General features: G+C 62.7%; 13 protein-coding genes and 1 tRNA gene. 3 read left to right on the top strand and 11 right to left on the bottom strand.

Features of this window, described 5'->3' with window-relative positions; all coding sequences use genetic code 11:
• Positions 1–24 precede the first annotated feature (24 nt).
• Positions 25–1,344 carry a hemolysin family protein gene (locus DIC66_RS07560; RefSeq protein WP_117175652.1) on the top strand — a complete coding sequence of 440 codons (1,320 nt, stop codon included), beginning with the start codon at positions 25–27 and terminating at the stop codon, positions 1,342–1,344.
• On the opposite strand, the gene DIC66_RS07565 is transcribed toward DIC66_RS07560, so the two are convergent.
• A complete protein-coding gene (locus DIC66_RS07565; protein WP_117175655.1) occupies positions 1,341–2,111 on the bottom strand; it encodes a YdcF family protein in 771 nt (256 codons plus the stop codon). The two genes, DIC66_RS07560 and DIC66_RS07565, sit on opposite strands and share 4 nt — an antisense overlap.
• Positions 2,112–2,262: 151 nt before the next feature.
• Here DIC66_RS07565 and DIC66_RS07570 point away from each other — a divergent pair, with 151 nt between their 5' ends.
• Positions 2,263–2,862, top strand: a complete 600-nt coding sequence (locus DIC66_RS07570; RefSeq protein WP_233505823.1) for a response regulator — start codon at positions 2,263–2,265, stop codon at positions 2,860–2,862.
• Positions 2,863–2,893: 31 nt separating this feature from the next.
• Here the strand turns inward: DIC66_RS07570 and DIC66_RS07575 are convergent, their stop codons facing one another.
• Positions 2,894–4,141 (bottom strand): MFS transporter, encoded by a 1,248-nt coding sequence (locus DIC66_RS07575; RefSeq protein ID WP_117175917.1) that lies wholly within the window; start codon positions 4,139–4,141, stop codon positions 2,894–2,896.
• 76 nt (positions 4,142–4,217) lie between these two features.
• Between DIC66_RS07575 and ybgC the strand changes: the two genes are divergently transcribed.
• On the top strand, positions 4,218–4,631 hold the full coding sequence (gene ybgC, locus DIC66_RS07580) for a tol-pal system-associated acyl-CoA thioesterase (protein ID WP_233505824.1): 414 nt from the start codon (positions 4,218–4,220) through the stop codon (positions 4,629–4,631).
• A gap of 64 nt (positions 4,632–4,695) precedes the next feature.
• Here the strand turns inward: ybgC and DIC66_RS07585 are convergent, their stop codons facing one another.
• The 9 genes from DIC66_RS07585 to DIC66_RS07625 all read right to left on the bottom strand — a co-directional run bounded on the left by DIC66_RS07585 (position 4,696) and on the right by DIC66_RS07625 (position 13,461).
• Positions 4,696–5,223 carry a GNAT family N-acetyltransferase gene (locus tag DIC66_RS07585; protein WP_117175664.1) on the bottom strand — a complete coding sequence of 176 codons (528 nt, stop codon included), beginning with the start codon at positions 5,221–5,223 and terminating at the stop codon, positions 4,696–4,698.
• 60 nt (positions 5,224–5,283) lie between these two features.
• Positions 5,284–6,039 carry a hypothetical protein gene (locus tag DIC66_RS07590; RefSeq protein WP_117175668.1) on the bottom strand — a complete coding sequence of 252 codons (756 nt, stop codon included), beginning with the start codon at positions 6,037–6,039 and terminating at the stop codon, positions 5,284–5,286.
• A gap of 25 nt (positions 6,040–6,064) precedes the next feature.
• A complete protein-coding gene (locus DIC66_RS07595; protein ID WP_158558866.1) occupies positions 6,065–7,351 on the bottom strand; it encodes a hypothetical protein in 1,287 nt (428 codons plus the stop codon).
• Positions 7,321–8,325 (bottom strand): hypothetical protein, encoded by a 1,005-nt coding sequence (locus tag DIC66_RS07600; protein ID WP_147321266.1) that lies wholly within the window; start codon positions 8,323–8,325, stop codon positions 7,321–7,323. The genes DIC66_RS07595 and DIC66_RS07600 overlap by 31 nt, the downstream gene beginning before the upstream one ends.
• A gap of 212 nt (positions 8,326–8,537) precedes the next feature.
• Positions 8,538–8,759 carry a hypothetical protein gene (locus DIC66_RS07605; protein ID WP_117175676.1) on the bottom strand — a complete coding sequence of 74 codons (222 nt, stop codon included), beginning with the start codon at positions 8,757–8,759 and terminating at the stop codon, positions 8,538–8,540.
• Positions 8,760–8,873: 114 nt separating this feature from the next.
• A tRNA-Thr gene (locus DIC66_RS07610) sits at positions 8,874–8,949 on the bottom strand.
• Between the two features lie 13 nt (positions 8,950–8,962).
• A complete protein-coding gene (locus tag DIC66_RS07615) occupies positions 8,963–9,973 on the bottom strand; it encodes a class 1 fructose-bisphosphatase (protein ID WP_117175679.1) in 1,011 nt (336 codons plus the stop codon).
• 136 nt (positions 9,974–10,109) lie between these two features.
• Positions 10,110–12,806 (bottom strand): aminopeptidase N, encoded by a 2,697-nt coding sequence (gene pepN / locus DIC66_RS07620; RefSeq protein ID WP_117175682.1) that lies wholly within the window; start codon positions 12,804–12,806, stop codon positions 10,110–10,112.
• Complete coding sequence (locus DIC66_RS07625; RefSeq protein WP_117175685.1) at positions 12,790–13,461, bottom strand: HAD family hydrolase; 672 nt, start codon at positions 13,459–13,461, stop codon at positions 12,790–12,792. Before DIC66_RS07625 ends, pepN begins: the two co-directional genes overlap by 17 nt.
• Positions 13,462–13,548: the final 87 nt, after the last annotated feature.

A 13,548-nucleotide genomic window follows, 5' to 3' on the forward strand; every position in this document is an offset into this window, starting at 1 on the left:
GAACGCATTTTCACTTAAGGGTGCATGGACTTTCTGGTTATTCTGATTCTCACGCTGCTCAACGGCGCCTTTGCCATGTCGGAGCTGGCACTCACCGCCAGCAAGAAGGTGCGGCTGCAGACCATGGCCGAAGAAGGCGACAAGGGCGCGCAGGCCGCACTGGATCTGCTGGGCAACCCCACGCAATTCTTGTCGGTTGTCCAGGTGGGCATTACCAGCATTGGCATGCTCAACGCGGTGGTGGGTGAAGCGGCCTTTGGTGATGGGCTGGCGGCGTTTCTGGAGAAGTCATTCGATATTTCACACAAGGCCGCGGGTGCCAGCGCCACCGCGCTGGTGGTGACTGGCATCACCTTCATCACCATCCTGTTTGGCGAGCTGGTGCCAAAGCGCATAGGCCAGCTCTACCCCGAGGCGGTGGCGCGCCTGGTGTCGCGCCCCATGCAGTGGGTGGCCCTGGTGGCCAAGCCCTTTGTGCGGCTGCTGTCGCTGTGCACCCACGGCATGCTGCGCCTGCTGCAGATCGACACCAGCGACAACCGCGTGGTGACCGAAGCCGAGATTTCCGCCAGCCTGGAAGACGGTGTGGACGCCGGCATCATTGAGGTGCACGAGCACCAGATGGTGCGCAATGTGTTCCATCTGGATGACCGCACCCTGACCTCCATGATGCTGCCGCGCGCCGACATGGCCTGGCTGGACGCCAACAGCACCGTGGCCGATGCCCTGCAGCAGGCCAGTGGCACCGGAGACAAGGGTGCGCACTCCTGGTACCCGGTGTGCCGCGGCTCACTCGATGATGTGGTGGGTGTGGTCAGCGTGGCCCGTCTGCTGGAGCGCGGTGTGCGCTATCCCTATGGGGTGGGCGCACTGGTGGAGCCCGCCGTGTTTGTGCCGGAAACCCTGACAGGTATGGAGCTGATCGAGCAGTTCCGCACCAAGGCCGCGCGCATGGTGATGGTGGTGGACGAATACGGCGTGGTGCAGGGCCTGATCACGCCGCTGGATGTGCTCGAAGCCATTACTGGCGAACTCAAACCCGATCAACACGACCAGGCCTGGGCCATCCACCAGGCCGACGGCAGCTGGCTGTTGGAGGGGCAAATGCCGGTGGCCGAACTCAAGGCCCGGCTGGGCATTGAGCAGGAACTGCCGCAGGAAGACCGTGGCCGCTACAGCACGCTGGCCGGTCTGCTGATGACAGTGTCCGGTCGCATGCCCGAGCGCGGTGAAAAAGTCACTTGTGCGCACTGGCAGTTCGAGGTCACCGCTCTGGAGGGCAGGCGCATTGACAAGGTGCAGGCGCTGGCGCTCAAGCCGCCCCCGGGCGACCCCGCTGCCTAAAGGCGCCCGCTGAGGCGGTAGGCGGCAATGCCCAGCCATTCGTGCAGCAGCATCTCCCAACGGTCTGCGCCAGCGCTCAGGGAGTAGCTGGTCCACGGTGTGCTGCCTCCGGTGCGAAAGTCCACCGGGTAGGGCGTGACGTCCCAGCCGGCTTTTTGAAACGTGGCCATGGAGCGTGGCATGTGCCAGGCCGAGGTCATCAGCAGCCAGGACTTGCTGGCATCCACACCCGGCAACTCGCGCGTGAAGACGGCATTCTCATAGGTGTTGTGGGAGCGTGACTCCAGCGTCAGCGCTTGCCGGGGAATACCCATGCTGTCAAAAAACTGCAATGCCCGTTCGGCCTCGCTGGGGCCGCTGCCAAACAACTCGCCCTCGCCGCCGGTAAACACCAGGTGCAGACCCGGGTTGCGTCGCCAAAGTGACACGGCCATGGTCAGGCGCTCGGCACTGCCGTTGAGCAAGGGCTGTGTGTGGTACTGGCTGACACGCCCGGACTCCAGGGCGCCACCCAGAACAATCACGCCAGCGTAGGCTCGCAGATCGGCATCGGGCGCCATCTCGGCGTATTGAGTTTCGAGCTGGCCCAGCAGCGCGTCGGGCACAGGCTGCAGGCCCAGCAGCAACAGCAGGCCCATGGCCGCCAGGCTGGCGCGGCGCGCCCAGGCCGGGCGCCACCTGGCCACCAGCAGGGACAGCAGCAAAAGGGCCAGCACCGCGTTCAGGGGCTGGGCCAGCAGATTGAGTAACTTGGAAAGCAGTTGCATGAAGAGGCCTTTGCAGCGATGCTAGCAGCCACGCAAGTCCGATCCGCTGCCTCGATGCAGTCTCCTGTCACCCCTGGCCCGGGCTGCCGATAAAATCGGAACAAATCAATAGAAACGGTTTATGCGCAAAACTCCTGCCAATGCAGATGTCATGACAACCCGCGAAGCGGGTGAGGCCTTGGGTGTTGCGGTTCGAACCGTGCAACTCTGGGTTGAAGCCGGTGTGCTGCCAGCCTGGCGTACGGCCGGGGGCCACAGGCGTATTGCCCGCAGTGCCGTTGACAAGCTGATGGCCGAGCGCCAGAACGATCTGGTCCCTCTGGGCACCGCCACCACCACTCCCACACATCCTGCACTCAGACTTTTGCTGGTCGAAGATGATCCGGTGCTGCTGCGTCTGTTTCACGGCGTGGTGGCATCCTGGGATTTTCCGGTGGAGCTGTTTACCGCCACCAACGGTTTTGAAGGGCTGGTGCGCATTGGTGAAATGCGCCCCGACATCGTGGTGTCCGATCTGGTCATGCCCGGCATGGACGGCTTCGAGATGCTGCGCGCCCTCAAGAAACCCGGCTCCGGCTTTGGCAACCTCAAGCTGCTGGTTATCTCGGCCCTGAGCAGCGAAGACATCGAGGCCCGTGGCGGCCTGCCAGAGGGCGTGACCTGTTTCCACAAGCCGGTCAACTACGTCAAGCTGGAGACGCTGGTGCACAAATACTTCAGCGACCGCCTGCAACGCCTGGCGGGCGCCTGAGTGGCCGACTGCGGCGACGCTGGTTGACGGTTTAGCCGCCCTGCCCGGGGCGCCCGGCACGCACCCGCTGGGTGCCCGGAACGCCGAGCTGCGGATGCAACTGCCCCGCAATGATCCAGGCCAGCAGCAGGGCACATCCGCCGGCCGCAAATACCGCCGACACGCCGGCAAACTGCAACACCAGCCAGGCCAACCCCGGCGAGAGAATGCCCGACACGTCCCGGAAGCTGGAGTACACCGCTGACATTTCCGTGCGCTCGGAGGGCTTTACCGACATCAGGAACGGCAGGCCTGCACACACGTCCAGCAGCACCAGGCAATAGGACCCCAGCAGCAGCACCCCTATGGTGGCCCAGGGCAGCGGCGAGAGCAGCGTGGCCAGGATGAAGCACACTCCGCCCAGCAAAAAGCCGGTGCGCATAGCCCGGCGCAGGGAATGGCGCCGCACCCAGTGAAACAGCAGGGGGGCTGCGAACAGGCCCATATTGGCCAGCGAGGTGGCAATGCCGCCCACGTTGTCCCCCAGCCCGTGCTCCACCGCAAAGATGCCCACATAGACAAAGTAAAACCACCAGCCGCAGGAGCGCATCACCGCAAACAGCCAGCCGCCAATCAGGCGCGGCTGCCGGAAGAAGCGTCGCAGGTAAACCCAGGGGTGCGCCGCACCCCGCGCCTGGCGCAGCATCACACGGCCGTTGCCCAGACGGATCTTCCAGATGTAGAACAGGATGGCACTGGCACCCAGCCCCGCCATGAGAAACGGCGAGCCATGCCACAGCGGCAGCAGCTGCACACCCAGGGCAGGCCCCAGCACCCAGCCCAGGCCGCCATAAAACATGCGCAGCGATTCCAGCCGCGCGAACTCGGTCTTGGCCACATGGTCCAGCACATAGGCGTTGAAGCAGACAAAGGAGGTGGCCGCCGCCATGGTGTTGCACAGCAGGGCCACGGCCATCCACTTGCCGCCCAGCATGCCAAAGGCGGCCGACAGCACATACAGGCACAGCCCGCCGCAATACACCCAGCGGCGCTGCAGGCGCTGCGCCAGCAGGGGCACACCCAGAGCCGTGAGCAGCGACAGCACACCCACCACAAAGTACAGCTCCGACACCACCTGCGCATCACCCCAGGCGCGGTACATCAGCAGCGGAAAGACAGCCAGGGTGGAGCCCCGCACCAGCGCCTCCAGCCCGGCAATGGTGGCGAACTGCAGCACGCCGGGCGTGGCGTGTGCTGATGCGCTGTCGGCAGTGGGAGGCAGGGGTTGGCTATCTGGCATGGGCTGGCCAGTATCGCATCGCTGCAGCGGCTGGCGCTGGCAAATAATGGAGGCCTTTGAAAGGCAGGCCATTACCGTGACAGACACAGGCAATACTTCGCAGACCACTCCCCACAGCGTGCGCGTGTACTGGGAAGACACCGATGCAGGCGGCGTGGTGTATTACGCCAACTACCTCAAATTTTTTGAGCGCGCCCGCACCGAGTGGCTGCGCGCATTAGGCCTGGAGCAAAGTGCCTTGCAGGCCCAGGCCGATTGCATCTTCGTGGTGGCCGAGGTGCAGCTGCGCTATCTGGCACCGGCCCGGCTGGATGACCTGCTCACCATCACCGTCAAGGTCACCGAGCGGGGCCGCGCCTCATTGCAACTGCAGCAGCAGGCCTGGCGCGGCGACACCTTGCTGGCCGAGGGGCAGGTGCGTGTGGGCTGCGTGCGGGCCTCCACACTCAAGCCTTGCCGCATACCGGAGCAGCTCAGCGCCCGCTTGTGAAGCATGGGCGATTGCCACGCGGCTGCAAGCGCCTGTGGCAATCCCTGGCGCTGGCAATAAGTGCCTACAAGGACTTTTCCATGAACCGGATGAAGGGATGCAATTCCTTGGGGGCCTCCACTTCGTCATAGGGCGGGCGGTCCAGGAAACCGTGCTGCTCATAGACGCGCTGAGCGGATTGCATGAAAGGCGCCGTGTCCAGAACCATGCGCTGGTAGCCATACGACTTTGCATCGCTGAGGATGCGCTGCAATATGGCGTCACCCAGGCGCTTGCCCCGAAAGGCCGGGCGCACATAAATGCGTTTGACCTCGGCCACGCCATCGCGGACAAAGCGCAAACCGCCCATACCAGCCAGTGCGCCATCGAATTCCACCAAATAAAAGGCCCCGCGCGGTGGTGCATCACCGCACACCTTGTTCACCGTGCTCTCCACATACGACGCTACGTCCATACCCAGCATGTCTACGCCGGACTTGCCCGTGATCTTCCCGAAGCCATCGAGCACCCAACCCAGGTATTCGATGTTGAGTTCAATGAGCTGCTTGCGATGCAGCGCTGCATCAGCGAGGATGAATTGGGGGTTGGTCATGGTTGATCAGTATGCGTCATGCCCTTGAGGTGGCACATGCCGTGAGCGCGGCGGAGCGGCTCAAGGGCGCACCGGCACGGCCTGCAGCACAAACTCCAGCACCAGCGGGTCTTGCACCGCCAGCAGCCCGCCCAGCATGGAAAAGGGGCGCAGGCCGAAATCGGTTTGCAGCAGCACCAGGGCACCCTGCACCTGCAGGCCCGTGGGCGTCTGTGCCACCGTCAGCGCCACCCATTGCGTGTGGCGCTGGCCATGCAAGTCCACGGCAATCTGCGCCGACAGCTTGGGCATCTCACCCACCACCCGCAGCGAAGCCACGTGCACCAGCGGATAGCGCCCGGCCTGCAGGCCGAACTCTCCCAGCATGTTCTCGCGCGTGCTCGCCACCATGGCTGGACCTATGGCCGAGGCAAAGGCCTCGCCCAAGGCGCTGCGCTGCTCGGGCTTGTCCACTTCCATGTCCTCCAGGCGGAACTCCAGGTCAAAGCGTGCGTCATCCCGCCCGGGTTGTGCCAGCGCCACAAAGCCCTTGGCCAAGGGCGCTGACAGCACATGGTTGTGGCCGAACTGGCGCGCGCCGCCTCCGCGAAAGGCGTAGATGCGCACCACAGAAGCTTCCGGGTTGAGCCGGTAGACCCGCGCATCTGCGTTGCCAATCAAGGGGCCGTAGACCGCATCCAGGTCTGGCGCAGGGGCTTCGGCACTGGCAGGTGCACGGGCTGCGTCGGCTCTTGGCGCTTGCGTGCTGCAGCCGGGCAGGGCGAGCAGACAGCACAGGGCACAGAGGGCTATCCAGGGAGGGGGTGTGTGTTGCATGCGGGTTTCGATGCGCTTCGGGACATCAATTTAAAACCGGTTTTCCTTCGTCGTTGAATTTTCCGGTGAAACTCTGTCCATTGGGCGCGGTTACTTTTCCGCACACGGGGCGAATGTCCAGATAGGCGGCAGTGCCGGCGCTCACGCTGGCTCCGATACTTTTCATCGATGCTTTGCCGCCGCCTGGGCAGGCACCCACTGATCCGTCGAACTCCATGCCGTCAGGGGATTTGAAGTAGTAGACGTATCCATTTGAAAGACTCCCCATGCCTTTGGCACCGCGGCCTGCGTTTTCGGTCATTACGTATTGGAATTTCTTGCCGTCCAGGGTGTGGGTCGTGAGGTATCGGTTATCCACAGATGCTCCTGTCGGCTTGTAGAGCAGGAGGTCCAAACGGCAATTGTCCAAGCCCACGCAGCTCACATTGAAATAGCCGTTGATTGCCTCTGCCCCTTGGGACACGGAGTTTACGGTCTGACCCAGTTTGCCTTTGGGCTCAAATTTCTCTTCCTCATAGTCGCCAAGAAAGCCCTTGATGGACAAGTTGCGCCCGATCTCGACCGAATCTGCATTTCCCTTGTAGCGTGCCACCATCTTCGCCCGCGCACCCTCACCTTTTCGATAGGTAATGGAAAGGGTGGGGACGTCCGCCACAATCATGACGTCTTTGTCTCTACGGGCACTCAAGGGGTCTCTTTGTTGGTCATAGAGTTGGATGCGCAGCTTGCCGTCAAAGGGCGTTATCGTGAAGTTCAAACTCTCGCTGCCGTACGCATTGACGTCTGGCTTGCTCAGGTTGCAGGCGATGGCTTTGGCGACAAGTTCGCCTTTTGCGAAATGGATCGTGCAAAACGTATTCCGTCCCATTTGCGCCGCACAGTTGCTCAGGCCCCATTCCGTATTGCTTGGGCACTCCGTTTTGTTGGACGGAGCATTGCCACTGACCTCGGCAATACGCGGATTCTTGAGCAGCAAGGCATCCCAGTTCGCAATCTCGCTACTGGCCGACTTGTTCAGCTCGGACAAAAAGGTGGAGCTTCCCAGATAGAAGTCATGCTTCCCGTCCGGCAGGCCGTCCAGAAACTGGCCCTTGACGAACATATTGAAAAACAGTGCGCCGCCGGTTCCCGTGAGTACGCCATTGGCATCACATTTGCCAAAAACAGGCTTCCAGTCACCCACCGGTTTGCAGCCCGGCAAGACGAGGTCGTAGGCATGCCCCGCTCCGGGAAGTGCCATCAACACGGCAATCAATACGCCAAGCCAATACCTTGCAAATTTCATTCGGTTCTTTCCAGTAAATCGATGCATGACAACTCCAACATCTGTCCGTAAGCCAGGGAGTTACCCGAGTCGGTCCCTTCGATGGTGACGGCGCTTCTTGCAGCATTGAGGTAGCGCACCACATAGCGATCCGGCGTACCCAGAAAGCCTCCGCGGTTGTAGCGCGCTACGTAACCAGGGTAGAAACCGTTGCAAGCTGTCTTGATACGGCTTTGGCGATAGGCCAGTCGCTGCTCCTCCTCCTGTGCGCGCCGCTTGGCGTATTCGGCGTCCTCCCGTGCACGCTTGTCCCGGGCCAACTGCTCCTGTCTTTCGAAGTTTGACCGCAGTGTTTTGACTTGTTCCGCTTGCTCCGCGGTCAATTGCCCCTGCCAGTCCTGCAACATCCGGGCCGCCAAAGCGGATTCCTGCTGATTGCTCACCGTTGCGTAGGCACGGGCAAAGCCATTCTGTTTGGCGGACTCTTGTTTCAACCTGGCCTGTGCCAGATCGTCGTTCTGGGCGGTGGTCTGGTATTGCCCGATGAACCGGGTTGCCAGCTTGTAGACGGCCGAGTCCTGCGGGCCAGGCAACAGGTTCTGGAATTCATCTCCGACTAGAAAAATGGAATGAAACGACGCGATGTACTGGGCCTTATCCAGGAAGCGCGCCAGGTCGGGATCGTTGGGCTGGTAGGGCTCCGTCTTGTAGAGCTTGCCGTTGTTCAGCCGCGCAGAGAGCAGCTTGGTGTTCTCAAAGTAAACACCTCTGCCATGGGGAATGCGGTTGGCGCAATTGCCCACGTAGATTTTGTTGTGCGCTTCCAGCTTGGCAACACAACCCGACTCCACATCTTCCATCCAAGTCCAGCCCACGGACGCGGGTTCTGAAAACGTGATGGCCGATGCTGCAAAGGGAATGGCTGCAAACGTGGCCATTGCACTGGCAACAAGCCTGGAAAAGACGGTGGGTCGAGACCCGCGAGCGCCCGCCAAGGGGGCAATCAATCTGATTCTTTTCATTTTTGGTATCTGCTATTGGGTAGCAGTCTACAGGCAAGCCGATGCTGCTTCAGGGGAGCGGCAACGCTTCGCAATGCTGTGAAGAGCGTGTTGGGTGTGGCTATGGCTGCCAGGCGGCATTCCCGCCAAGCCGCGCCATCAGGCTGGTGCGCAGGCTGGAAGAGATTCGAGAGCGGGCAGTGGCTTGGGCCCTGCCAGAAGCAGCCCCTCCATCAGCTAACCGCAACATCCCCGCAAAGTTGTTCCAGTTGCCGGGGCCCCAGCGTGGTGATGTCATGCGTCAGAAAGACACTGCCGTACTTGCCCATCAACTGCACAAAACCGCCCGGCAGCGCGATGATTTTTACGCCGCAGGCGATGAGGTGCTTGGTCAGGTCGATTGCTATGTTTTTCGTGGCCATCTTGTTCTTTGGTTTTGCGTTGGATGGCTTCATTATTCGGGGTGGATGTGACAACTTGACGCTGTCTTTGTAAAGCGCATGGCCCGCGTGTGCCCCAAAGAGAAAGGGCTCACTGCCAAATAAATAGCAGTGAGCCCTTGTGTCTGATGGTGCCGCTTGACGGAATCGAACTGTCGACCTTCTCCTTACGAAGGAGCTGCTCTACCAACTGAGCTAAAGCGGCACTAAGCCAGCGATTATACCGGCGTGAAATAACTGGCTGCGCGCTCCACCTCGTTCTTGGAACCCAGGATCACGCTGACGCGTTCGTGCAGTTGCTTGGGCTGCAGGTCCAGGATGCGCTCGCGTCCGGTGCTGGCGGCACCACCGGCCTGCTCGACGATCCAGCCCATGGGGTTGGCTTCGTACATCAGGCGCAGCTTGCCGGGCTTGTTGGGTTCGCGCTTGTCCCAGGGGTACAGGAACACGCCGCCGCGGGTCAGGATGCGGTGCACGTCGGCCACCATGCTGGCAATCCAGCGCATGTTGAAGTCCTTGCCGCGCGGGCCCTCTTTGCCTTGCAGGCATTCGTCGATGTAGCGCTTCACCGGCTCGTCCCAGTGCCGCATATTGCTCATGTTGATGGCAAATTCCTTGGTGTCTTCCGGAATGCTCAGGTCACGCTGGGTCAGCACAAACGAACCCTGCTCGCGGTCCAGGGTGAACAATGACACACCGTTGCCCACGGTCAGCACCAGGGTGGTTTGCGGGCCGTAAATGCAGTAGCCCGCGGCCACCTGCTTGGCGCCGGCCTGCAGGAAGTCCTGCTCGGACACGCCCGCACCTTCGGGCTTCTTGAGCACGCTGAAGATGGTGCCGATGCTCACGTTCACGTCGATGTTGCTGGAGCCGTCCAGGGGATCAAACAGCAACAGGTATTCGCCCTGCGGGTAACGGTTGGGCACCACGTGGATGCCTTCCATTTCCTCGCTGGCCATGGCCGCCAGGTGGCCGCCCCACTCGTTGGCTTCGATCAGCACGTCGTTGGCGATGATGTCGAGCTTCTTCTGGATCTCGCCCTGGATGTTTTCGCTGGAGGCCTCGGACACGCCCAGCACGCCCCCCAGGGCGCCCTTGTTGACGGCCAGGCTGATGCTCTTGCAGGCGCGCGCCACCACCTCCAGCAGCAGGCGCAGCTGCGCGGGGATGGCGCCGTCCTTGCGTTGTTCTTCGACGAGGTAGCGGGTGAGTGAAATTTTGGGTGACATGAAATTCCCTTAAGTTAGATAGGTTTTGCCGCCGGGCCGCCCCAAGGCTTCTGGACCGCTTGGCGGCCAGCGCCGAACGGCAAAACGCGCCCCCTTGGGGGGCAGCGTAGTACGCGAAGCGACAAGCGTGGGGGCATTAATCCGCCAATGCGCGCTCGACTACTTCGCGCACATCGTTGCTGAGGTCGGGCTTGGCGGCCACGCGTTTGAGGGCTTCGCAGGCGGCGCTGCGGTAGGGCTCGGCCAGCCGCTTCCAACGGTCCATGGCGCGGGCCAGGCGGGCGGCTACTTGCGGGTTGAAGCTGTCTAGCTCCATCACGCGCTCGCTCCAGAACACATAGCCTGCGGCGTCCGCCCGGTGGAAGCCGCCGGGGTTGCCGCTGCAGTAGCTGAAGATCACGCTGCGCGCGCGGTTGGGGTTGCGCAGGTTGAAGTCCGGATGGGCCAGAAGCTGGCGCACGGCGGGCAGCACATTGCCGCCGCGGTCGGGCGCACCGGCCTGCAGCGCAAACCATTTGTCCAGCACCAGGGCCTCGTCTTTGAACAGGCTGTGAAAGCGCGCCAGCGCCGGGGCTGCCAGTTCGTGGCCGCTGCCCACCAGGGCCTGCAGGGCGTTGAAGCGGTCGGTCATGTTGCCAGCATCCTTGAAGCGCTGCAGCGTCTTGCCGGGCCACAGTGCATCACCCGATGCCACGGCGGCCAGGCACAGGAAGTTCAGTGCCATGCCGGCCAGTGCGCGGCGGCCACTACTGAGCGGGTCCGGGCTGTAGGCGCCGTTGTCCTGGTGGTCGGCAAAGGTTTGCTCCCAGTCGGCATGCAGTTCGCTGGCCAGTTGCAAGCGCATGCTTTCACGGACAGTGTGGATGCGTTGCGGCTCCACCAGCGTGATCTGCTCGGCTATATAGGTCTCGGAGGGCAGGGTGAGCACCAGCTCCTTGAAGGCCGCATCCAGCGTGGGGTGGCGCAGCACGGCGCGCATGGCCTCTACATAGGCGGCATTCAGCACCGGGCCGTTTGTGCCCGAAGCCAGGGCGGCAGTGGCGCTGCGCAGGGCCAGGCGCTGCCCGGCTTCCCAGCGGTTGAAGGCATCCGTGTCGTGGGCCAGCAGGGTGAGCAGTTGCGCGTCGCTGTAGTCAAAGTCCAGCACCACCGGGGCCGAGAAGCCGCGCAGGATGGAGGGCACGGGCTCCTCAGCCACGTTGTCGAAGGTGATGGACTGGCTCTGTTCAGTCAGCACAAACAGATGGTTTTCGCCGGCGCTGCCTGTGCCATGCAGGGGCAGGGCGGCACCACTGGCAGCACCCACCAGCCCCAGGCTGAGGGGGATGACAAAGGGCTGCTTCTCGCTCTGGCCCGGTGTGGCCGCACAGCTCTGGCTGAGGTGCAGGGTGTAGGTTTGGGCGTCAGCGTTGTACTCGCCACGCGCGGCCACGCGCGGTGTGCCGGCCTGGCTGTACCAGCGCTTGAACTGCGGCAGCAGAGTGGCCAGGGGCGACTCGGGGTTGGCGTCGGCAATGGACTGGGCAAAGTCGTCGCAGGTGACGGCCTGGCCATCAAAGCGCGCGAAGTACAGCTTCATGCCACGTGCAAAGCCTGCACGACCGGTCAGGGTCTGCATCATGCGCACAACTTCGGCGCCTTTTTCGTAGATCGTGACGGTGTAGAAGTTGTTGATCTCGATGTAGCTGTCGGGCCGCACCGGGTGGGCCATGGGGCCTGCGTCTTCGGGGAACTGCGCGGTGCGCAGCACGCGCACGTCTTCGATGCGCTTGACGGCGCGGGCACTGGCTTCAGCGCACAGGTCCTGGCTGAATTCCTGGTCGCGGAAAACCGTCAGGCCTTCCTTGAGCGAGAGCTGGAACCAGTCGCGGCAGGTGATGCGGTTGCCGGTCCAGTTGTGGAAGTACTCGTGGCCCACCACGCTCTCGATGTTGCTGTAGTCCACATCGGTGGCGGTGGCCTGGTTGGCCAGCACGTACTTGGTGTTGAAGATGTTCAGGCCCTTGTTCTCCATGGCGCCCATGTTGAAGTCGCTGGTGGCCACGATCATGAAGCGCTCCAGGTCCAAAGGCAGGCCAAAGCGGGCCTCGTCCCAGGCCACAGAGGCCATGAGCGAATTCATGGCGTGCTCGGTCTTGTCCATGTCGCCGGGGCGCACATAGACCTGTAGCAAATGGTCGTGTCCGGCGCGCGAGGTGATGCGCTGCTCGCGGCACACCAGCTGCCCGGCCACCAGGGCGAATAAATAACAGGGTTTTTTGTGCGGGTCCACCCACTTGGCAAAGTGGCGGCCGTCCTCCAACTCGCCTTGCTCCACCAGGTTGCCGTTGGAGAGCAGCACCGGGAACTTGGCCTTGTCGGCACGCAGGGTGACGGTGTAGCTGGCCATCACATCCGGGCGGTCCAGGAAGTAGGTGATGCGCCTGAAGCCCTCGGCCTCGCACTGGGTGAAGAAGGAGTCGTTGCTGACGTACAGGCCCATCAGCTTGGTGTTCTTGGAAGGCAGGCAGGTGGTGAAGATTTCCAGCGCGAAGGGCTCAGTGCCTTCGGGCAGGTTTTCCAGCACCAGTTTGTCGCCGTCCATCTTGAAGGAGGTGCCCGCGCCGTTGACCAGCACGCGCGCCAGGTTGAGCTCTTCGCCGTCCAGGCGCAGGGCTTGCGCGGGCACGTCGGGGTTGCGGCGCAGCGTCATTTTGTTGAGCACGCGGGTCTTGGCTGGGTCCAGGTCGAAGCACAGGTCCACCGTGTCAATCCAGAAGGCCGGTGCGCTGTAGGCTTCGCGCTGAATGGCCACGGGCGCGTTGGCCCCGTCGCCCTTAAAGCTTTGCAACATGGTGTCTCTCCAGGAAATTGTTATCGGTCAGTTCGGTGAAATTGCGGGCATAGGCCAGCACGTGGGGGCCAGCCAAATCCTCGGCGCTGTGGCCGCTGCCAATGCCCACGGCATGCATGCCGGCGCGGCGTGCGGCCTCAATGCCCAGCGGGGCGTCTTCAAACACAATGCAGTGGGCCGGTGCCACGCCCAGGCGGCGCGCCACTTCCAGAAAGATGGCCGGTTCGGGCTTGCCCGGCAGGCCTTCGTCGCCACCCACGGCCACCGTGGGCAGGGGGCGCAGCTTCAGGTTGGCGTAGGCAAAGGCGATGTTGTGCTTGTCCCCGGCTGTGCCCACACCGATGTGCAGGCCGCGTGCGCGGGCGGCTTCGGCAAAGGCGCTGAAGCCCTGTACCTCGGCAAACTTGGGCGCAAACAGCTCGCGGTAAATGGTTTCTTTTTCGTGCACATAGGCCAGGGCCTCGGCATCGGCCATGTCGCGCTCAAACAGGATGCGGATGCACTCCAGCCCGGTGCGCCCGGTGGTGCGGCGCATCAGCTCGGGCAGGTCAATGCGGATGCCGTGGCGCTGGCCCAGCACCAGCCAGCTTTCGGCATGCGAGGGCATGGAGTCGACCATGGTGCCGTCCATGTCGAAGATCAAGGCCTGGATCATGTGGCCCCCACGCTTGTCACTGCGTGTACTGCGCTGCCCCCCAAGGGGGCCCTCGCACCTTGGGGCGGCCCGGCGGTGCTCGATCGT

Origin of the sequence: Rhodoferax lacus (genome assembly GCF_003415675.1) — a bacterium.
Lineage (GTDB): Bacteria > Pseudomonadota > Gammaproteobacteria > Burkholderiales > Burkholderiaceae_C > Allorhodoferax > Allorhodoferax lacus.

What these genes read in the sequence shown, in the direction of transcription:
- DIC66_RS07560 (WP_117175652.1), top strand. Translation starts at nt 25, where the DNA reads ATGGACTTTCTGGTTATTCTGATTCTCACGCTGCTCAACGGCGCCTTT.
- DIC66_RS07565 (WP_117175655.1), bottom strand. Translation starts at nt 2,111, where the DNA reads ATGCAACTGCTTTCCAAGTTACTCAATCTGCTGGCCCAGCCCCTGAAC.
- DIC66_RS07570 (WP_233505823.1), top strand. Translation starts at nt 2,263, where the DNA reads ATGACAACCCGCGAAGCGGGTGAGGCCTTGGGTGTTGCGGTTCGAACC.
- DIC66_RS07575 (WP_117175917.1), bottom strand. Translation starts at nt 4,141, where the DNA reads ATGCCAGATAGCCAACCCCTGCCTCCCACTGCCGACAGCGCATCAGCA.
- DIC66_RS07585 (WP_117175664.1), bottom strand. Translation starts at nt 5,223, where the DNA reads ATGACCAACCCCCAATTCATCCTCGCTGATGCAGCGCTGCATCGCAAG.
- DIC66_RS07590 (WP_117175668.1), bottom strand. Translation starts at nt 6,039, where the DNA reads ATGCAACACACACCCCCTCCCTGGATAGCCCTCTGTGCCCTGTGCTGT.
- DIC66_RS07595 (WP_158558866.1), bottom strand. Translation starts at nt 7,351, where the DNA reads ATGCATCGATTTACTGGAAAGAACCGAATGAAATTTGCAAGGTATTGG.
- DIC66_RS07600 (WP_147321266.1), bottom strand. Translation starts at nt 8,325, where the DNA reads ATGAAAAGAATCAGATTGATTGCCCCCTTGGCGGGCGCTCGCGGGTCT.
- DIC66_RS07605 (WP_117175676.1), bottom strand. Translation starts at nt 8,759, where the DNA reads ATGAAGCCATCCAACGCAAAACCAAAGAACAAGATGGCCACGAAAAAC.
- DIC66_RS07615 (WP_117175679.1), bottom strand. Translation starts at nt 9,973, where the DNA reads ATGTCACCCAAAATTTCACTCACCCGCTACCTCGTCGAAGAACAACGC.
- pepN (WP_117175682.1), bottom strand. Translation starts at nt 12,806, where the DNA reads ATGTTGCAAAGCTTTAAGGGCGACGGGGCCAACGCGCCCGTGGCCATT.
- DIC66_RS07625 (WP_117175685.1), bottom strand. Translation starts at nt 13,461, where the DNA reads ATGATCCAGGCCTTGATCTTCGACATGGACGGCACCATGGTCGACTCC.